The sequence below is a fragment of the Oceanobacillus halotolerans genome (genome assembly GCF_010993955.1).
GTDB lineage: Bacteria > Bacillota > Bacilli > Bacillales > Amphibacillaceae > Oceanibacillus_A > Oceanibacillus_A halotolerans.
Map to the genome: position 1 here is coordinate 23335 of NZ_WIXL01000013.1, position 20633 is coordinate 43967.

Annotated in this window: 19 protein-coding genes; 6 read left to right on the forward strand and 13 right to left on the reverse strand. The window is 36.9% G+C overall.

Annotated features, from left to right (window positions below; all coding sequences use genetic code 11):
- Nucleotides 1-662: 662 nt before the first annotated feature.
- The 5 genes from GHC26_RS13140 to GHC26_RS13160 form a co-directional block, all read right to left on the reverse strand.
- Nucleotides 663-1001, reverse strand: coding sequence for a YppG family protein (locus GHC26_RS13140; RefSeq protein WP_163971726.1), 339 nt, complete (start codon nt 999-1001; stop codon nt 663-665).
- 88 nt (nt 1002-1089) lie between these two features.
- Nucleotides 1090-1329 (reverse strand): glutaredoxin family protein, encoded by a 240-nt coding sequence (locus tag GHC26_RS13145; protein ID WP_163971727.1) that lies wholly within the window; start codon nt 1327-1329, stop codon nt 1090-1092.
- Between the two features lie 370 nt (nt 1330-1699).
- Nucleotides 1700-2296: a PepSY domain-containing protein gene (locus tag GHC26_RS13150; protein ID WP_163971728.1), complete on the reverse strand. Its 597-nt coding sequence runs from the start codon at nt 2294-2296 to the stop codon at nt 1700-1702.
- A gap of 92 nt (nt 2297-2388) precedes the next feature.
- On the reverse strand, nt 2389-3741 hold the full coding sequence (locus tag GHC26_RS13155; protein WP_163971729.1) for a sensor histidine kinase: 1353 nt from the start codon (nt 3739-3741) through the stop codon (nt 2389-2391).
- On the reverse strand, nt 3741-4436 hold the full coding sequence (locus GHC26_RS13160; protein WP_163971730.1) for a response regulator transcription factor: 696 nt from the start codon (nt 4434-4436) through the stop codon (nt 3741-3743). Before GHC26_RS13160 ends, GHC26_RS13155 begins: the two co-directional genes overlap by 1 nt.
- A 182-nt stretch (nt 4437-4618) precedes the next feature.
- On the opposite strand from GHC26_RS13160, the gene GHC26_RS13165 reads away from it, so the two are divergent.
- The 3 genes from GHC26_RS13165 to GHC26_RS13175 all read left to right on the forward strand — a co-directional run bounded on the left by GHC26_RS13165 (nt 4619) and on the right by GHC26_RS13175 (nt 8208).
- Complete coding sequence (locus GHC26_RS13165) at nt 4619-5266, forward strand: VOC family protein (protein WP_163971731.1); 648 nt, start codon at nt 4619-4621, stop codon at nt 5264-5266.
- A 490-nt stretch (nt 5267-5756) separates the two neighbouring features.
- Nucleotides 5757-6128 (forward strand): ArsR/SmtB family transcription factor, encoded by a 372-nt coding sequence (locus tag GHC26_RS13170; RefSeq protein WP_226376939.1) that lies wholly within the window; start codon nt 5757-5759, stop codon nt 6126-6128.
- Nucleotides 6106-8208: a heavy metal translocating P-type ATPase gene (locus GHC26_RS13175; protein WP_163971733.1), complete on the forward strand. Its 2103-nt coding sequence runs from the start codon at nt 6106-6108 to the stop codon at nt 8206-8208. Before GHC26_RS13170 ends, GHC26_RS13175 begins: the two co-directional genes overlap by 23 nt.
- 533 nt (nt 8209-8741) lie before the next feature.
- Here GHC26_RS13175 and GHC26_RS13180 read toward each other — a convergent pair.
- The 4 genes from GHC26_RS13180 to GHC26_RS13195 all read right to left on the reverse strand — a co-directional run bounded on the left by GHC26_RS13180 (nt 8742) and on the right by GHC26_RS13195 (nt 12706).
- Nucleotides 8742-9062 carry a thioredoxin family protein gene (locus GHC26_RS13180; RefSeq protein ID WP_163971734.1) on the reverse strand — a complete coding sequence of 107 codons (321 nt, stop codon included), beginning with the start codon at nt 9060-9062 and terminating at the stop codon, nt 8742-8744.
- 70 nt (nt 9063-9132) lie between these two features.
- Nucleotides 9133-9948 (reverse strand): DUF368 domain-containing protein, encoded by an 816-nt coding sequence (locus GHC26_RS13185; protein ID WP_163971735.1) that lies wholly within the window; start codon nt 9946-9948, stop codon nt 9133-9135.
- A gap of 380 nt (nt 9949-10328) precedes the next feature.
- The gene (locus GHC26_RS13190; RefSeq protein WP_163971736.1) at nt 10329-11486 is read right to left on the reverse strand and encodes a CapA family protein; all 1158 of its coding nucleotides are present in this window, start codon (nt 11484-11486) and stop codon (nt 10329-10331) included.
- 65 nt (nt 11487-11551) lie between these two features.
- Nucleotides 11552-12706 (reverse strand): thiolase family protein, encoded by a 1155-nt coding sequence (locus tag GHC26_RS13195; protein ID WP_163971737.1) that lies wholly within the window; start codon nt 12704-12706, stop codon nt 11552-11554.
- A gap of 145 nt (nt 12707-12851) precedes the next feature.
- Between GHC26_RS13195 and GHC26_RS13200 the strand changes: the two genes are divergently transcribed.
- The 3 genes from GHC26_RS13200 to GHC26_RS13210 all read left to right on the forward strand — a co-directional run bounded on the left by GHC26_RS13200 (nt 12852) and on the right by GHC26_RS13210 (nt 15057).
- A complete protein-coding gene (locus GHC26_RS13200) occupies nt 12852-13772 on the forward strand; it encodes an ABC transporter ATP-binding protein (protein ID WP_163971738.1) in 921 nt (306 codons plus the stop codon).
- Nucleotides 13765-14739, forward strand: coding sequence for an ABC transporter permease (locus GHC26_RS13205; protein ID WP_163971739.1), 975 nt, complete (start codon nt 13765-13767; stop codon nt 14737-14739). Before GHC26_RS13200 ends, GHC26_RS13205 begins: the two co-directional genes overlap by 8 nt.
- A 135-nt stretch (nt 14740-14874) precedes the next feature.
- Complete coding sequence (locus tag GHC26_RS13210; RefSeq protein ID WP_163971740.1) at nt 14875-15057, forward strand: hypothetical protein; 183 nt, start codon at nt 14875-14877, stop codon at nt 15055-15057.
- 389 nt (nt 15058-15446) lie between these two features.
- On the opposite strand, the gene GHC26_RS13215 is transcribed toward GHC26_RS13210, so the two are convergent.
- From GHC26_RS13215 to GHC26_RS13230, 4 genes are all read right to left on the reverse strand, one after another.
- Entirely contained in the window at nt 15447-15731 is a 285-nt protein-coding gene (locus GHC26_RS13215; RefSeq protein WP_163971741.1) for a YkvA family protein, read from the reverse strand.
- Between the two features lie 814 nt (nt 15732-16545).
- Nucleotides 16546-18375 (reverse strand): translational GTPase TypA, encoded by a 1830-nt coding sequence (gene typA, locus GHC26_RS13220; RefSeq protein ID WP_163971742.1) that lies wholly within the window; start codon nt 18373-18375, stop codon nt 16546-16548.
- A gap of 95 nt (nt 18376-18470) precedes the next feature.
- Nucleotides 18471-19796 carry a sensor histidine kinase gene (locus tag GHC26_RS13225; protein WP_163971743.1) on the reverse strand — a complete coding sequence of 442 codons (1326 nt, stop codon included), beginning with the start codon at nt 19794-19796 and terminating at the stop codon, nt 18471-18473.
- Entirely contained in the window at nt 19793-20482 is a 690-nt protein-coding gene (locus GHC26_RS13230; RefSeq protein ID WP_163971744.1) for a response regulator transcription factor, read from the reverse strand. The genes GHC26_RS13225 and GHC26_RS13230 overlap by 4 nt, the downstream gene beginning before the upstream one ends.
- Nucleotides 20483-20633 lie beyond the last annotated feature (151 nt).

The following is a 20633-nucleotide window of genomic DNA, read 5'->3' on the forward strand; positions in this document are numbered from 1 at the left end:
TTCCCGTAGGAGTCTCGCATTTTCCGCTGCTTGGAATAGTCTCTCAACAGAAGTAAGAATAGTAAGAAGATATGATGATAAACATATAATTTTATTGGTATTTAGCTGGCAACAGTTCCGTCAACGGATTCCCATTAATGATGATATATAACAAAAACACATCACTAGCGAAGGAAATATACGAAGACTCCTGCAGTTCGTCGGCTAACGTCGGTCACGTCCTGTGACCAACGCCGACACTAGAACGTCCTGTTCGTCGAAGAGGCATAGGTGAGACCCTAAAGACGAGTAGCACGAGGAGGCTCAACAGCCGCCTGCGGTAAAGAAGACACTGTGAAAACGAATAGTTTGAACAGATGTCGCACTTATGCCCCTGGTGAAAGCGAAGTATATTTCCGTAGCGGTATTCATAGCTAAGCTATTGCGTATAATCCATCTTATGTGCAGGATGTTTATACCTGAAAGCAACAATCTTTTAGAAAACAGCCTAACGAAAAGTTAATTTAGATATGCAGTAAATTAAGGTTGGCGAGTGTCACTTGAGACCGCCACTTTCTCCTCGGCATAAAATAGCGCATTATATTTCCTCGCCATTAATAATGTAAAAAATCTAACAGAAAAAGAATGAAGCTGATGGGAGTATATGCATCAGCTTCATTTAGTTACTTAAATGTCTTCATTAGAGATCCAAATTGTTTAAAGACCGGTGAAACTTGTTGGAATGTGTTTGCTGCTTGCCCAACTGTATTCAGCATTTTATCCACATCTAGCTGTCCGTTACTATCTTGGAAATACGCTAAAAGGTTGCTTTTAGGACTTGGGTTAAATGGAAACTGATTCATTTGTGATGGCCAGTTCATTGGTTGCTGTGGCTTGGCAAATTGTTGATAAGGTGTTTGAAATGGGGTTGGTTGATTCATTGGTTGTTGAGGTGGCTGCTGCGGTTGCATAGGGTTTGGGCCACTAAAAGGTGCTTGATAAGGATTAGGCCTACCAAACATTTGAATCACACACCTTTATACTTTTTCTTACCAATAACCTATGCAAGTAAGCAATTTATGTGTTTGACAAAAACCTATAGCTTAGCAATCAGATGATACCTAATACTTGTTTAATTCGATTTTTTTGAAATCCTAAAATGGCTTCTCCATCAATGAACATGGTAGGTGTCCCAAAAATATTTTCCTGTTGTAGTTCTTCCCGATAGGATGGATGTTCTGATATGTTTTTTAATTTATAGACTACTCCCCATTGATCCAATTGGGTTATTAAGTTTTCACATACTTGGCTATTATTGCTTATATAGATCGTAATATCTCTATTATTCATAGAGTACAGCCCCTTTTTTTATCTTTTATCCCCAATTATGCCCTACCCATAAAAACTATGATGTTAAACCATTAATTTTTTATTTTTACTATAAGAAAAACGTTTATCACTTGATGTGATAAACGTTTCATCTATAGGGTTACCCCTATTTTTCGTACAGACTTACCGACTAGATCTGTACTATTTATTAGAGCAGAGACATCCCGTATCCCATTTACATCATATCGTGTTCCACTTTTCTTTGCTATGAGATATATCACATATAAGACGAAAAATTAACTTTTTCATATTCAATTTTATTGGCTATAAGTGAAAAACACCTATAAGAAGCCACCAATAATTTAGCAGCTCCTCCACTTCTCAAACTTAATTACTCTTCATCAATCTCTAATACAATAATCTCACCAGTAAAGGCATCGATATCAATCTCTGCTTCCCGATCACCATCTTCCAATTCAATTTCATATCGCAAACGGCCATCGTCTTCATCAAGTTCTATTTCTTCAATGTTCCCTGAAAATTCATTTAATGCTATTTCTTCTGCTTTCGCTCGATCGATAATAGTTTGCTTCTCTTTGGATGCTACTTGTTCATTAGAATCGTCATTGTCTTTATTACTTTTGTCATTTGTCTTAACATTATCTGAAGTATTTTTTGCATCATTTTTCTTCTCTTTTTTCACGAGCTCTTTCTCTTTTAGATTTAATACTTCAGCCGAATTTCCATCTAATTCAATATCATATTCTTTTCCATCACTTTCTACTTCCACCTCATAAACGGTACGGTCTCCCCGTTTTTCCATTTCTAGTTCCGTAATTTCACCAGGATATTGGTCCCTTACAAGGTCCCGAATCTCATCAGTTGATAAATTGGGATCTGCATTAGCAGCACTAGAATGATAAATTCCAATACCTAACAACGTGACTCCCATAATGGATAGAATAATCATACTTACTTTTTTCTTCATTTCCATTCCTCCTTAATTAATTGTTAGGTATATCATATCCTTTCAAAATGATAAAACAGTTGGATCAAGATTAGAATTTAATGAGAAGTACATTAATTTCTTTTTACAATCGGCAGGACAATGGAAAACGTAGATCCTTTTCCTAGTTTACTATTTACTTTTAGATCACCTTTATGTGCTACAGCTATTGTTTTAGCAATCGCTAATCCAAGACCAGTTCCTCCTGTTTCTCGGCTTCTTGCTTTATCTACACGATAAAAACGATCAAATATTTTATCTTGCTCTGATTCTGGTATCCCTACACCATAGTCAGTAATACGCACGGTCACAGTATTATGCTGGTGTTCCAACCGAACAATAATATCATCGTCACTATATTTCATGGCATTATGCATAAGGATGTACAATAGCTGTTGAATTTGTGATTTATTTCCATGAACTATTAATGAATGAATATCCTGATCAAACTGAATGTCTCTTGTGTATGCACCTTCAAATGTGTAAATCGTATCTTCTATTAATTTAACAAAATCCACATCTTCAAATTGGCCAACTTCTTTTTGTTTTGCTAGCATTAACATTTGCTCAACTAACTGTTGCATCCGATTCGTTTCTGTCTCAATTGCCTCAATTGACTCGTTTATTACGTTAGGATCCTCTTGGCCTCGTCTTCTTAATAACTGTGCATAGCTTTTTATAATCGAAATTGGAGTCTTTAATTCATGTGAAGCATCTGAGACAAATACCTCTTGTTTTTCAAAGTTTTCTTTTAACGAATCGATCATATGGTTAAAGGTTTCTTCCATTTCATACAATTCATCCTTGGATCGAGTGTCAACCTCAATTTTTTGCCAGTTTCCATGTTCCATATTTCCTTTCATTGTCTGGGTTAACGCTTGGATAGGACGTACTAATACCTTGCTTAACATCGACCCAGCGACAATTGTCGGCACTAGCATAATGATAGAAGCAACAACTAATACGAAGAAAAGTGTTGCCATATTTTCGTTTAGGGCAACTAATTGATTGGATACTTGTAATGTAACAATTTCCCCATTTTGCCAAACGATTGGTTTTGCTACCATTGCAACTTCTGGCCCTTGATCCTGCGATAAAGTAGTTTGTGTTTCAGAATTTGTAAATTCACTTGGCAATGACTCCGAAATATTTGGCTTCTTCAATAGTGGCAGCTGTAAAGTGCCATCCTCCTTAATAACACGTATCATCCCATCTGATGGTAAGTATGCCTGTAAAAGCTCAGATGTTACACTATCACGGTTAGAACTTATTGCCTCTACTATCGTATTAGTTTCACCGATGAGTTCCTCTAATTCTCTGTCTGCAGCTACTTTATGAAATAAAAAATAGATAGATGTATTCACCAACAGTACTAAAATTAATATGAACAGACTAGAAAATAATTGTATTTTTGTACGAAGTTTCATTAATGATGATCCTTTATCGTATATCCAACGCCACGAACGGTTTGGATATATTGTTCTTCATGCCCTTTTTCAATCTTTTGCCGAAGATACCGAATATAAACATCAACTACATTTGTATCTCCTACATAATCATAGCCCCAAACTTGATCCATGATTTGATCTCTTGTCAGTACAATATTTTTATTTTGTAATAAATAGACAAGTAGATCAAATTCTCTTGGGGTAAGTTCAATAGCGTAATTAGCGCGTGTTACTTCATGGGAGTCAATGGCAACCTTTAAGTCTCCAATACCAATTTCGTTTGTATTTGAATTGGTATTAGCACTGTTAGACTTTCGTAATTGAGCACGAATCCGGGCCAATAATTCCTCGATATCAAAAGGTTTTGTCATATAATCGTCTGCACCTAAATCCAATCCACTTACTTTATCATGTACCTGGTTTCTAGCAGTTAACAAAATGACTGGTGTGGTTTGATTTTTCCTTCTAAAACGCCTTAGAACTTCCATTCCACTTAACTCTGGAAGCATAATATCAAGTAAGACTAAGTCCCAAGTCGCCTCTTCTAAGGAATAAAGTGCTTCTTTACCATCTCTTGCAACTTGCGTTTGGTAATTCTCGTATGAAAGCTCTAACTCCAGAACTCTACTCAATTTTCGCTCATCTTCAACAATTAAGATCTTCGGTTTATCCATCAATACATCCTCTCATCCTTCCCCTATAATCGGACTTTTCTAAAGTATATCAAATTTAAAACGAATTTAATGAAATATAGACAAACATTTTGCAATATATCTCCTAAAGAGTAGATAATAAAGAAACACATATCTATTACAGAACGATGGAAGTTCAACTAATTAAGGTAGGGGGAGAAATTATGTTAGCGTTAGATCATATTGTTTTTGCGGGAAGTGATGCAGCAAAAGCTAGTGCACATTACGGAGAGCGTTTATCCATAAAAGCTATAAGGGGTGGCGAACATGAACAATGGGGAACCTATAACTTTTTAGCTTACTTTTCGAATAACTGCTATATTGAATGGTTGGGCATAGACAATGCCGAAATAGCAAGACAATCAAGTAATCCGCTCATCCAACATTTGGTGTATATTAATGAAAATAATATGCAAGGACCTTATCAACTTGCATTAAGAACGACACAAATGGATGATTATATTGCTCATTTTCAGCAAAACAATATACCGTTTCAAGGTCCTTTTCCAGGTGAAAGAAAAACAACAGCTGGTAAAACACTCAAATGGCGCATGCTTTTTCCAGAATATGATTATAAAAACGAAATGCTGCCTTTTCTAATTGAGTGGGATAACCTAAGTGGAGAGCCATCAACAACAAGCCTAGCAAATCCTCAAGCCATAACAGATGTCGATTTTGGTGGTGTAGATAAGAAAAGATTCACAGAAATCTACCAGTTAAAACCTAAGAGACTGTTTAAGAATAAATATCCCTTGCAAAATGCAAAAATTAGCTTCGTGGAAGATAAATTATTAGATTTTACATTAATATAATTGTTAGCTATACAACGTGTTTAGAAAAACTCGCATTCGCTCGTCCTTTAGCGAATGTGTTAGTTTTTCTTATACTTGGGACATTAAAATTTTAGCAACGTCGAGTCCACTTCTTAGCTAAAATTTTATACTTTTCTACGTGTAAAAAAGGCGTGGCGACAATTTCACCTTATCTTGTAGATTTGCTAAGAAAGAAGACGTCTCTATGCCTTTTTAGTGAATGGTACTGCTGTTTTGGTAACAGAGAAGGCGTCTCTCTGCCTTTTTCATGAATGATATTGCTGATTTAGTAATAGAGAAGACATCTCAATGCCCTTTTGAGATAGTATCCTATATCAATCACAGACAACGTGATTGCTTTGAATAACCCTAACCTAATTTTTAACAGGCTGTGTGACGCATCCTGTTTTTTCTTGTCTTCATTGACATTCAAACGAATATTTGATTATAATACAATCAAATACTGATTTGAATGTTAGGGGTGACTCATGTGAAAGATGCTATATGTGAAGTAACATGTATTCATCAGGATAAAGTAGACCGTGTAAAGCAGGAACTAAAACAACAGCCCATTTTAGAGGTTGGGAAAATTTATAAACTATTAGCGGATCCAAATCGCTTACAAATTGCATACGCATTACTCTTGGAAGAGGAACTTTGTGTTTGTGATTTAGCCAATATCATCGAGGCTAGTAACGCAACGACATCACACCATTTACGCCAACTATACAAAGCAGGCATTGCAACTTATCGAAAAGAAGGGAAGCTTGCGTACTATCAATTAGTGAACCAACATATCAAACAATTAATTTCACAAGCTTTTTATCATATGAAGGAGCATGATGACTATGTCGTCTCATAACGAACAACAAACATACCGTGTCGAAGGATTGTCGTGTGCGAATTGTGCTAAAACATTCGAAAACAACGTAAAAAATCTAGATGGTGTGAAAGATGCAGACGTTAACTTTGCAGCTTCAAAAATTAACATAGCTGGAAATACAACTATTGAAGCGATTGAAAAAGCTGGGTCATTTGAAAATATTAAAGTAGTAACAAACGACACAGCCAATGAAAAGAAAGAACCTTTTTGGATTAGAAATGACAAACTTATTTTAGCTACCTTATTCATTCTATTAGGATTTGGTGCAACCTACACCTTTGGAAATGGTCATTACCTTAGTACATTATTATTTGCACTAGCTATACTTACTGGAGGACTTAGCCTTTTTAAAACGGGCCTAATTAATCTTGTTCACCTCCAGTTTGATATGAAAACCTTAATGACAATTGCAGTTCTTGGGGCAGCGATCATTGGCGAATGGAGAGAAGCTGCTGTCGTCGTAATTTTATTTGCCATTAGTGAGGCACTTGAATCTTATTCCATGGATAAAGCACGTGCTTCTATCCGCTCCTTAATGAACCTATCCCCTAAATCTGCGACAATTAGGCGAGATGGGATAGAACAAACGATAGATGTTCGCGACATTGTTATTGGGGATACGATGCTGATTAAACCTGGAGAACGCATTGCAATGGATGGTCATGTCGTCAGTGGTGTATCAACTATTGATGAATCACCAATTACTGGTGAGTCCATTCCAGTAGAAAAAGAAATCAATGCCCCTATATTTGCTGGTACGATTAATCAAGATGGATATTTAGAAGTGGAAGTAACGAAGAAAGCGGACGATACGAGTCTTGCAAAAATTATTCATTTAGTAGAAGAGGCCCAAGCAGAACGTGCTCCTTCCCAAGCATTTGTCGATCGCTTTGCAGCCTACTATACACCAATTATTATCGTCATCGCACTACTAGTTGCTATCATTCCACCATTATTTGGGGCTGCTTGGAGTACTTGGATATACCAAGGGCTAGCTGTCCTAGTGGTTGGTTGTCCATGTGCCTTAGTAATATCAACACCTGTAGCTATTGTGACGGCAATTGGTCGTGCTGCTAGAAACGGAGTGTTAATTAAAGGTGGAATACACCTAGAACAAATCGGTTTCATTCAATCTATCGCTTTTGACAAAACAGGGACCTTAACGAAAGGGAAGCCAGAAGTAACAGATGTAAAGGTATATACTGATAAGCCAGAGCAGGCATTTCAATATCTAAAAGCCTTAGAATCAAAGTCCCAACATCCATTGGCAAAAGCGATTACTAATTATATAAATGAACAACAGATAGATGCTTCTTCTGTGCATGTGGATCAGTTTTTAACGGTACAAGGAAAAGGAATACAAGGTGATATTGACGGACAGCGTGTGTATGTCGGATCACCTAGTCTATTTAATACGATTTCAACATCTATAGAAAAACAGCTTAATGCGTATTATGCACAAGGAAAAACAGTTATGTTATGTGGTACGGATAAAGAAATTTACCTACTTGTTGCACTACGTGATGAGCCAAAAACAGAGAGTAAATCTGTCTTAACCCAATTGCATGAATTAGGAATTAAACACTCTGTCATGTTAACTGGTGATCATCCTCAAACTGCCAATACACTTGGAAGCGAAATGGGAGTAAGTGATGTGCATGCAAAATTGCTACCTGAACAAAAGCTACAGTTGATCAAAGAATATCAGCAAAAGCATGAAACAATCGCAATGGTTGGTGATGGCATTAATGATACACCAGCACTAGCTGCGTCAAACGTTGGTATCGCAATGGGAACTGCAGGTACCGATAGTGCCCTAGAAACAGCAGATATTGCACTAATGGGAGATGATTTACAAAAACTTCCATTTACCGTAAAACTCAGTCGTAAAGCACTAGCTATTATTAAGCAAAATATTACCTTTGCCATTGGTATTAAAGTCCTTGCTCTATTACTCGTAATTCCAGGCTGGTTAACCCTATGGATAGCCATTTTTGCCGATATGGGGGCAACATTACTCGTAACACTGAATGCATTACGACTGGTAAAGGTTAAATGAATTAGAAAAACTCGCATTCGCTCGTCCTTAGCGAATGTGTTAGTTTTTCTTATACTTGGGACATTAAAATTTTAGCCACGTCGAGTCCACTTCTTAGCTAAAATTTTATACTTTCCTAACGTGGAACAAAAGCTAGAAGCGCCTTAATCACCCCCGATTAGAAAACTAGGCTTTTCGCCAAGTTCTTATGGCGAAAGCCTTAGTTACACTTATGCAGTAAGAACGTTTTGTTTCTTATCTGCCAAGCATAAGCCAAGCCTAGACGTGGCGCTTTTTGCGCGTAATGTGGATTGGCTTATGACCTCGAGGGGGTAGGCGCTGGCCGATGAAAACTCGTGCGTCCTTATGTCTATGGGCACTAGGACGTCAATCGCTCGAAGCTGGACGTGGCTGTTCCTGTATATGAACAAAATAAAGCCAACTTTTTATACATTCTTTTAAAAAAAGGTCTATTCCGTTAGTGGAATAGACCTTTTTCATTATTGATCAAACGTTTGATCAATTTCCTTTTCGGACTGATCACACATTACAGATTAGCCTAGTTGTTGATGTAGAAACTCACTAACCGATTCTGGCGTTTTTGTATATGCGCTATGTTGATGCGCTTTTTTTTCACCATTTTGGAAAATTAAAATACTAGGAATGCCCATTACTTCATATTGTTCTGCAACTCCTTTTACTTCATCACTATTAATTTCGTACCATTTATAATTACTAAATTCCTCCATAACCCCATCAATAAACATGTCCATTCGTTTACAATCTGGACACCAGTCCGCAAAGAATTTTATAATAACAGGGTCTTCGCTTTCAATGATATCATTAAATTCTGCTTCGTTATTTATATGTTCCACCAACATTCCCTCCTTCATTTATTTCTATTTGTATTGTATAGGTTTTACCATGGATTGTCTTACAGAATGCTTATGCCTTGTACTCTACTTTCCCTAATATATAGGCAACAAATAACCCACCAGCAAATGCAACTACACTTAACATCAGGAGTGTTGTCGTTGTTGGCCAACCAGGAAATACGACAAATACAGACCCAATGACTAATCCTATGACAAGAGCGAATGTTGCCGTATAATAATTTGTCAGGAAAAAGTTAATTATTTTACTCATTACGATTATCCCTAATACAATCCCAATCCCGACTACTGCTAAAACGTCCAATTGTAGATTACTAATTCCCACAATCACCGTTTTGTAAACACCAATTACTAGTAGCATAAATGAGCCACTAATTCCTGGCAACACCATCGCACTACTGGCAATAAAACCGGAAAAGAATAAAAGTATATAGGTTCCCAGTGAACGGTCTGCAATCACGGCACTTTCTTCAGCATTTAAAAACACCATAGAACCCACGATGATGGTCCCAATGAGTAATATAATTAAATGCCTAATTTGAAACGTATTTCGTGCATCCGCCTTATGAGACAAATATGGCAACACCCCTAAAATTAACCCCAAAAAGAAAAACTGAGTAGGGCCTGGATAATGTTCAAATAACCATTCGATTAGATTGGCTAATGCCAAAACTGCGGTTGCAATTCCAATTCCCAATGGTACTAAAAAGCCCAATTGTTTCTTCCAATCTTTACTTAGTAACCCATTAATGGCTGCAATCAATCGATCATAAATCCCAAGTAAAACAGCAATTGTACCACCACTAACCCCTGGGATAACATCACTTGCTCCCATTACCATACCTCGATAAATATTTTTCCATTCCATGTTTATTTATCCCCTTTTATGTAATCCTAAAAAATGCTATCTGTTATCATACCACACTTTTTATCTCGATTATCATTCACTTTTAGAGGATGTTCAAAAAGTCCGGTAAAAATGACACATCTAATTTCTTCGTTGGCTTGCTTTTCCACTTCTTGGAAAAGAATTACACTTTTCCTGCGTGCGATGTAGATTCTAGTGAGCATTCCTTGTGCTCACGCATTAATTGCATACGCTCCGCTGCCGGGAGCTTCGCCGCCTCGAACTTCCGACGTACAGGACGTACTAGTGTCGGCGCTGTAACAGGACGCCTGAGACCTTAGCCGACTCGGTCCTTTTTATCCTCCTTTTTGAACACGCACTTTTAAGGAAACCTATCTTTTCTACTTCTCTTCGATGAATTCCAATTCCGGCGTCCATTGAGCAATATGGTTTTTTATTTTCTCATAATGCTCTTTTGCATCTGGAAGTATATCATTAGATAATGAAAACATCGGAAGTACCCGATAATCATTCTCTTGATCATCTTTGACATATGTAGGTAAAAACTTTGGTGACGTTACCTCTACAACACCTTGATCTTGTTCATCCTTCACAATTGTTAATTGTAATACACCACCAATTCGTCGGTAATGATCATATTGACCTGATAAGAAGTTTCCTAACGAATAGGCGACAAATGTCTTATTTCCTTCAGCGCCTTCTACCCAATCAACAGGTTGTAACACATGAGGATGATGGCCTAAAATAACATCAACACCTTGATCTGCCGCAAATTGTGCTAGTGATTTTTGTTCTTTACTAGGCATGCGCTTATACTCCTTACCGAAATGTAAACTTAACACAACCACATCTGCTCGTTCAGTTGCTTCTGCTATATCTTGTTTCATTTGTTTACGATTGATTAGATTAACTAAATAATCTTTTCCATCTGGAACAGGAATTCCATTAGTCCCATACGTGTAAGCTAAAAAAGCAACCGATATGCCTTCTTCAGTATTGTATATCCTCAATTCATTACGATCTTTTTTATCCTTATGAGCACCCACATACATCATGTCAATTTCATTCCAGTGACGAGTGGCATGTTGAATAGCCACCTCACCATGGTCTAATGTATGGTTGTTTGCTATCGATACAACATCAACACCCATATGTTTTAACGCATCACCCACTTCAACTGGGCTGTTGAAAGAAGGATAGGATGCAACAGGTAATCCATCGCCACCAATCATTGTTTCTTGATTAGCAAATGTTACCGTTGGATGATCCAGATACGGTTTCACTTCTTTAAGCATTGGTTTAAAATCGTATCCATCCTCTGTTTGGGCATCACGATAAACTCTGTCGTGTATTAACATATCTCCAACTGCTGCCAATGTTATTTGCTTTTTTGTTGGTACATCTTTTTCTTCATATGCTGAACTAATTAACGAATGTCTTTTCATTTCTTTGTCGTACTCCAATGTATCATCTTGGTTCGTACATGCAGTTACAAGAAAGATACATACGACACCAAGTAATAAACTAGTTCGTTTCATAACAAACAACCTTCTTCGCTACTTTTGGCCTATCGTATCACTTGCATGAGAAGAAGAAAACTATTTTAATCGTTTATCCGTTCAATGATTGTCGCATTGGCCATTCCCATTCCTTCACAAATTGCCACTAAACCATACCGTCCATTGATTCGTTCTAACTCGTGGAGTAAGGTTGTAAATAGTTTCGTACCGGTTGCACCTAATGGATGTCCATTTGCAATGGCTCCTCCATTGACATTCAACTTACTTAAATCTCCCCTTAGATCGTTTAACCATGCCAATGGAACAGACGCAAATGCTTCATTTACTTCATACCGATCGATTTTTTCAATTGTTAATCCCGCTTTCTTTAGTACCTTTCTAGTTGCTTCAATTGGACCTGTTAACATCATTGTCGGATCTGACCCAATCACCGTTCTTGCTATAATTCTAGCTTTTGGTTTCAATCCTAGTTCATTTGCCTTATCGCGTGACATTAATAATAGTGCACTGGCACCATCACTCATTTGACTCGCATTTCCTGCTGTAATATTACCATTCTCTTGAAAGACAGGTGTTAGCTTGGCTAATGCTTCAAGGTTTGTATCATGGCGTGGTCCCTCATCTTTGCTTATCTTTTCTTTAGACCCATCATCTTTTTTCACTTCTACTGGAACTATTTCTTGGTCAAAAGACCCTTTTTTCATAGCCGCTATTGCTAATTTATGACTCCTTAATGCATAATGATCTAACGCCACTCTCGAAAGTCCCCATTTTTCAGCAATTTTTTCTGCTGAAATTCCTTGATGCACAATCTCATACTTGGCTATAAGCTTTTCACTATGTGTAACGTTTTCCATATTAGAAAACATCGGTACACGTGTCATATTTTCGACACCGCCAGCAATCACAATATCCATATCACCTGATGCAATCGCTTGTGCGCCAAAATGTACCGCTTGTTGGCTGGATCCACATTGTCTGTCAATGGTTACACCTGGAACTTGTTTGGGGAACCCTGCAATTAAAGCTGCTGTACGAGCTATATTTCCTCCCTGCTCCTTCGCCTGCGTCACGCAACCTAAAATAACATCCTCCACAATTGCTGGATCCACATTTGCGCGCTTGGTAATTGCATTTAAAATAAGTGCGGCCAACTCATCGGAACGATACTGTGAAAAAGCACCATTCTTTTTTCCTATTGCAGTTCGACAACTATCAACAATAACGACTTCCTTCAACCTCCACACCCCACCACTAGTTAATTTAATTCAAGTATACGTTTATCCTCATCATTATGAAAGAATATTTTAGATTATCCACTTTTTTGAAACATTTATGTTATGTTAAACGTATCGATAAGTGAAGTAAAAAGGAGGTTCAGACATGACAGAACAAGCCATGGAATTAATAAACGTACGAAAACAAATTGGCAAAAAGGAAATTATTAAAGACTTATCCTTTACCATACAAAAAGGTGAAGTCTTTGGTTTTATTGGTCCAAATGGCGCTGGTAAAACTACTACCATTCGAATGATGGTTGGCTTGATGAAACTGACAGATGGTGATGTGCGAATTTTAGGGAAAAGTATTAAGACAAACTACAAAGAAGCAATACGCGAAGTAGGGGCAATCGTTGAAAACCCTGAGATGTATCCCTTTATGAGTGGTTGGCGAAATCTGCAACATTTTTCCGCAATGATTCCTAGTATAACAAAAGAACGGATTGAAGAAGTTGTCAGATTAGTTGGATTAGAAAAGGTGATAACGGAAAAAGTTGGACGCTATTCCTTAGGGATGCGACAGCGATTAGGTATTGCGCAAGCTTTGTTACATAAACCATCTGTATTAATTCTAGACGAACCAACCAATGGGTTAGACCCAGCGGGGATTCGAGAAATACGGCATTACATCCGAAGGCTAGCAACTGAAGAAAATGTTGCCGTTATTATATCCAGTCACCTATTAGCGGAAATTGAACAAATGTGTGATCGGATCGGTATTATAAAAAACGGAGAATTAATTACAACACAATCTGTCCAAGACACGATGGAACAAGTAGACTTGCAACAAGTGGAAATGGAAGTCTCTCCGATTGAACAAGCTATAGACTTGTTAAAGGAAAAACATGAACTAAATGCTACTGAAAAAGATGGGACCCTTCATTTTCAAAGTACGAAAGAAGTAATTCCAGTTATTATACAAACATTTGTTCAACATGAAATTGCTATCTATCAAGTCGGTGTGTCAAAAACAACATTAGAGGATAAATTTTTTGATCTGATTGGAGAGAATGCAATTGAGTAGATTCTTTCATTTACTTATCAATGAACATATGAAATTATATATCCGAAAGTCAACATGGATTATGTATGGGCTATTAGCAATAATTATTGTCGGGTTGGGTTTATTGTCCAATACATTTACGAATGATGTCGAATATGATGACAATTGGCGTGAAACACTCCAAGAAGAAAATGAACAGCTAATAAAAGAGAATGAGGAATTTCAAGAGAACATGGCTAATGGAGATGCTGAAATTTACGCTGGACCAAATTCACATCTTATTGAGAAAAATAACTATTACTTAGAAAATGATATTCAGCCAACACCATATGATGCATGGCAATTTGTGATGGAAAATGAGATGCTCTTATCAATCGTTAGCTTACTAACAATCATTATAGCAGCAGGTATTGTGGCACATGAATTTAAATGGGGTACGATTAAACTATTACTCATACGACCAATCACACGGGCAAAAATACTATTGTCAAAATACGTGACTGTTTTATTATTCGCTTTCTATACATTATGCTTTGTACTTATATTCTCATGGATAGTAGGTGCACTCTTCTTTGGTGTTGCAGGTATGAGTCCACATATTGTCATCAATCAAAACGGTGATTTTGCTCAAGTTTCTGTTCTATCTGAAATTATGAGTGGTTATGGATATAAATTGATCAATCTAGTCATGATGGCTACATTCGCCTTTATGATATCCACGATATTCCGGAACAGTACTATTGCAATTGGGCTAGCTATCTTCCTCATGATGGCTGGAAATTCAATTGTTACCTTTTTTGCTGACCGAGCTTGGGCAAAATATATCTTATTTGCAAATACTGACTTGAGTCAATATGCTGATGGCAATTCACCTTGGATCGATGATATGACACTCCAATTTTCAATTAGCGTTTTAGTTGTCTATTACATTATTTTCCTCGCATTATCTTGGTTATTTTTCACCAAAAGAGATGTTGCTGGGCAATAAGTAATTCTTATTTCCTATATTTTGCTTTATCATATACATTTTTTTATGGTATAAATAATATGATAAGCATAATATATAGTTTAGAAATTGATGTTTGCATTTGGTGCTTTTGACAACTAACTGAGGTGTTTTCGAGTGAAACGATATTTAACTACATTCTTTTTAATGTTAAGTGGGCTCATCTTAATTATTGGGCTACAAATTGATTTTCCTTGGAATGGGATTGTTTCATGGGGATTAGCATTTATCTCACTTATTTTTGCAGCCTATTTTACAAAGTATATTCCAAATGACAAGAATAAGGAGGAAAAACGATAGCCACTCCTGCTGGCTATCGTTTTTTTACAAGGAAAGTATAAAAAAGTTGGCCTCATTACTGCCTTTTATAGGAAAGGCCACGTCCAGCTTCGAGCGATTGACGTCCTAGTACTGGCGTTGTCACAGGACGTGACGATTTTAGCCAGTGAGAGCGATTCGTCCTATTACCGATAGACATAAGGTCGCACGAGTTTTCGTCGGCCAGCGCCTCCCCCCTCGAGGTCATAAGTCAACCCTCATTACGCGCATAAAGCGCCACGTCGAGGCATGGCTTATGCTTGGCAGATAAGAAAACCTTCTTACTGTATAAGTGCAACTAAGGCTTTCGCCACTTGGCGACAAGCCAAGTTTTCTAACCGGGGTGATCAAGGCGCTTCTAGCTTTTGTTCCTAATCAATCGTATGTAACTGATGTTTTTCTTTTAGTGAGTCGGGAGCGTTCTTTACCATTAGTTGCAACAAAAAAACTGCGATCGTTATATCATCTAAGATACCAAAAGCGACGAGAAAGTCAGGTATAATATCAAAAGGAAAGACACTATAACCAATAATCAATAAACTGTATAAAAGTTTCTCACTCCCTCTTACCTCTTGCGAAAGAAAAAAGTCCTTCAGGAACGGTATGGACTTCGGAAGTTTCACCAAAAACCGAACCCGTCTAAAAAAACGAATCATCTTCATCCTCCTTAGAAAACATGGCATACGTCCCTAGTTCCTAAAAAACCTTCTTTATCCTGATGGTCAGATAAAGCGGGTTATCTTTCTACTTCTTGATATGATGCACCACCGATTCGTACGCTCTTAAAGTTAATGATTCGAACAAATCGATTATATCTGGATAATTGAAATTTGGATTTCTTTATCTCCCGTTACACACAAGTAAAACTTTTTCCGTATAAAAATTATTTACAACAAGTAATGCCTTCCATTCCAATTTTGAGTATAGGCAAATTACTTGTGGATGATCTTTTAATAATAATTGGTAGTCTCCATACGTTATGATATCATATTTTTTACGTAATTCGACTAATTTTTAGTCATATGCACGTATGACTTATAAAACTTTTCTATACGACCGATAAGTTATGTCACAATATATATAAAAACTACTCATTAAGATTCATACTTGAAAAACAACGTTGCTTTAGAAAACAGCTATTTTAATAAAGGGTATAACATAAGGTGATACTTTTTATGGTTTTAATGGCTATAGGGACAGGGTCCTTTTACAAAAAGATGTAGATGAAAAAGATCCTGTCCCTTCATCCTTCTGTGATTATCCGACTAGATTAATCCATGTTTTCCATCTTTATAGGGTACAGCTTTTTGGAGAGGTGTTAGTGGATAATCTTCATAAGGCTTTCGTTGTCCTGAATACTGTTCAAATCCCGTATTGACAACGTCATTTACTAATGCAGGGCAGGGTTGTCTGTCTCTTTTTCTATAAAAGATAAAAGTGGTCAAAGCACCACATGCTCTGACCACCTTTTTAATTTAACTTTGCTTTTTTAGCAGCTTTTTCACGTTCGCTTTTATTTAAAATCTTCTTACGTAATCGTATTGTTTCTGGTGTTACTTCACAATACTCATCATCGTTTAAATATTCAAGTGCTTCTTCAAGTGACATATTTCGTGTCTTTTTAATCGTAGACGTTTGGTCCTTTGTTGCTGAACGGACATTGGTTAAATGTTTTTCTTTCGTGATATTAACAGTTAAGTCATTTTCCCGATTATGTTCCCCAACAATCATTCCCGCGTAAATTTCAGTACCTGGATCGACAAATATGACACCACGATCTTCTAATTGCATAATACCATATGTGGATGCTTTCCCGTTTTCTAAACTAACGAGAACCCCTTGTCTTCTTCCTCCAACCTGTCCTTTTACCAATGGCTCATAGGAATCAAATGTATGATTAATGATACCATAGCCACGCGTCTGTGACATAAATTCGGTAGCATACCCAATTAGTCCTCGTGAAGGAACTTTAAACTCAATGCGAACTTGTCCATTCCCTTGGTTTACCATATCCAACATTTCACCTTTACGTTCACCAAGTGATTCCATTACAGCACCAGTGTATTCTTCAGGGACATCTACTTGAACACGCTCTACTGGTTCACATTTCACACCATCAATTTCTTTAATAATAACTTGTGGTTTTGATAATTGTAACTCATAGCCTTCCCGGCGCATATTTTCTATTAAAATAGATAAGTGTAATTCACCTCGTCCAGATACAATCCATGCATCTGGTGAATCGGTTGGATCTACACGTAAACTTACATCTGTCTCCAATTGCTTCATTAAACGCTCTTCAATTTTCCTTGAGGTAATATATTTCCCTTCACGTCCAGCAAATGGACTATTATTCACAAGGAATGTCATTTGTAGTGTTGGCTCATCTATACGTAACCATGGAAGTGCTTCAGGATGATCATGCGGACAAATCGTTTCGCCAATATTGATATCATCCATACCCGCAATTGCGACGATATCACCTGCTGTTGCCTCTTGAATCTCGATCCGCTTCAACCCTATAAAACCGAATAGCTTGCTAATACGAAACGATTTTGTTGAACCATCCTTTTTCATGACAACTACTTGCTGTCCAACGCTTATTTTCCCACGAACGACACGACCCACACCAATACGACCTACATAGTCATTGTAATCAAGTAAGGTAATTTGAAATTGTAATGGTTCTTCTTCTGAATTGACTGGTGCAGGAATGTGTTCCATTATCATGTTAAAAATGGGTTCCATTGTTTCCTGCTGGTTATCTGGCTCCTCACCTGATGTACCATTTAAAGCAGATGCATATGCTACTGGAAACTCTAGCTGTTCATCATCTGCTCCAAGCTCAATAAACAAGTCCAATACGTCATCAATTACTTCATCTGGTCGTGCATTTGGACGATCAATTTTATTTAAAACAACGATTGGTGTTAATTTCTGCTCTAACGCTTTTTTCAATACAAAGCGTGTTTGTGGCATTGTACCTTCATAAGCATCTACTACTAGGATAACACCATCAACCATTTTCATGATACGTTCCACCTCACCACCAAAGTCAGCATGTCCTGGTGTATCCAAAATATTGATTGTTGTATCCTTGTAATTGATTGCTGTGTTCTTTGCTAATATGGTAATGCCTCGTTCTCGTTCTAGATCATTTGAATCCATCGCTCTTTCATCGACTTGCTCATTTTCACGGAATGTTCCAGAGTATTTTAACAACTGGTCAACTAACGTTGTTTTTCCGTGGTCTACATGGGCGATGATAGCGATATTACGAATATCTTCTCTTAATTGCATAAAACGTACGCTCCTCTTTCATAACGAAATGAATCAAACTATACTAGTATACCACATCCGAAACATTCTTCATATAAGGAAGTGCTTGATGATGCTTATTTGTTAGGAAAAATCATCTTAAACATTGCACCACCATAGCGTGATTTGTGAACTGTTATCTGGCCGCCAGACTGTTCAACGATTGCTCGTGCAATTGCTAATCCTAGACCAGTTTCTCCATTTTTACCTTTCACAAAACGATGAAAAATATGTGGTAATAATTCATTTTGGATTCCTGGACCATCATCTTCAACCATTATAATGCTTGCTTTATCATTTAGCCGAACGCTGACATGAACTTTCGAATTTGCGTGGCGAATCGCATTTACGGTAATATTTAATAATGCTTGTAACATTTTCTCTTGATCAACATATAAGGTAGCGTCTTTTTCCACATTTGTATCAACGGTAACTTCTTTATCTCCTTTTAATGGCAAGGTCCGATCAGCGATTTGTTCCAATAATAAAGAAACCTCAACTTGATCTGGCTTATAAACAGCCTGTTCACTGTCTAATTTAGTTAGTAATATCATTTCATTTATAATTTTTTTCAGCCTGTTAACCTCCGTTACCAACATTTCTAACCCTTTTTGCTCATCTTTTTCGTCAAATACACGATCACGAATTCCTTCTGCATAACCTTGTATCGTCATTAACGGCGTTTTTAACTCATGACTGGCATTTTGAAAGAATGTTTGTTGTGACTTCATATAACGTTCTAGCTCAGTGGCCATGTCAAACACACTTTGTTCTAATTCTTTTATTTCACCAGAGGCCTTAACGGATTCCACCTGATCAAATTGGCGTTTCTCTATTTTTTTAAGTTGTCGTTTTAATTTTGTCAACGGGGTTACTAATTTATTGGTAAGTAAGTAACTGAGAAGGATTGCAACACCAGCACCAATTAAAAAGACAATGAATAAGCGAGCAATAAAATTATGTCGCACCGCTTCCAAGTCATTCAATGGTGTAAGTAAAATAAGTTCATAACCGACACTTTCTGGATAAAAAAGAATACGAGAAGTTACAAACTTATCATCTTGGTACTCCCATAATGCCTTTGTGTCATCTGTAAAATCATTATTTAGGATAAAACCAGTCACCATATGACTTGGTAAAGTAGAATATAATACACGTTCTCGCCCACTATCATACAAAAATAATTGTAAATCTTGTTCCTGTAAAAAGTTTCTAAAATCTTGTTGATCGCTATACCCCTCATTTAAAACACTAACAAGGATTTCTCCCTTTTGCTCTAATTGTCTTTGTTCATCTTGAATTAATAAATCCAAAATCAAGGAGTAAATCACATAACCAGTTACCGACATTATGACTACAAGTAACGTTGTAAATGCTATATTTAATTGGTAATGTAGTTTCATCCTGATTCCTCTTCATTACGTATTCGATAGCCATATCCCCAAACCGTTTCAATAGGAATATTTTCGAACTTTTTTCGTAGGCGTTTCACTAAATCATCTACAGCGCGATCACTACCTACATAATCCTCTCCCCATACCTTCCGTAATAAATCATCTCGTGAAAAGGCATGATTTGGCTCTTGTGTAAATAACTGCAGCATATCAAACTCTTTTGTTGTCACTTCATGTTCTATCCCTTTCCAAAATACTCTTCGCTCATTTTTATAAATTAATAGATCACCAAACTTTAGTTTATCGGATGTGGTATTTTGATTGATGATGTTTTGCGTCCGTTTAAACAAACGTTTGATTCGTGCTACCAATTCTCTTGGACTGAAAGGTTTTGTTAAATAATCGTCTCCACCCAGCTCCAATCCTAATATTTTATCGATTTCTTCATCTTTTGCAGAAATAATAATAATTGGCACATCACTTTCTTTTCGTATTTTTTTACAGAACTCATACCCATCCATACCAGGTAACATGATATCTAATATCCACATATCAGGTGGCTGCCTTTCCCATAATTCCCACGCCTCTTCTGCAGAGCTTAAAACGCTCACTTTATATCCTTCTTTTTTCAAATAGGCTGAAACTATGTTTTGAATGTTTTGGTCATCTTCTACAACACCAATATGATAATGCATCAAAATCCCCCACTCCGTTACTGTTTTATCTCTATTTTTACACATTACAGCGTTCTGAACAATAAAATGCAAATTACACACTTTTTCCATATTTTTTCCAAATACCTACCAAAATTATTGTTTATACTAATATTGTAAAGAAAAATAAAGG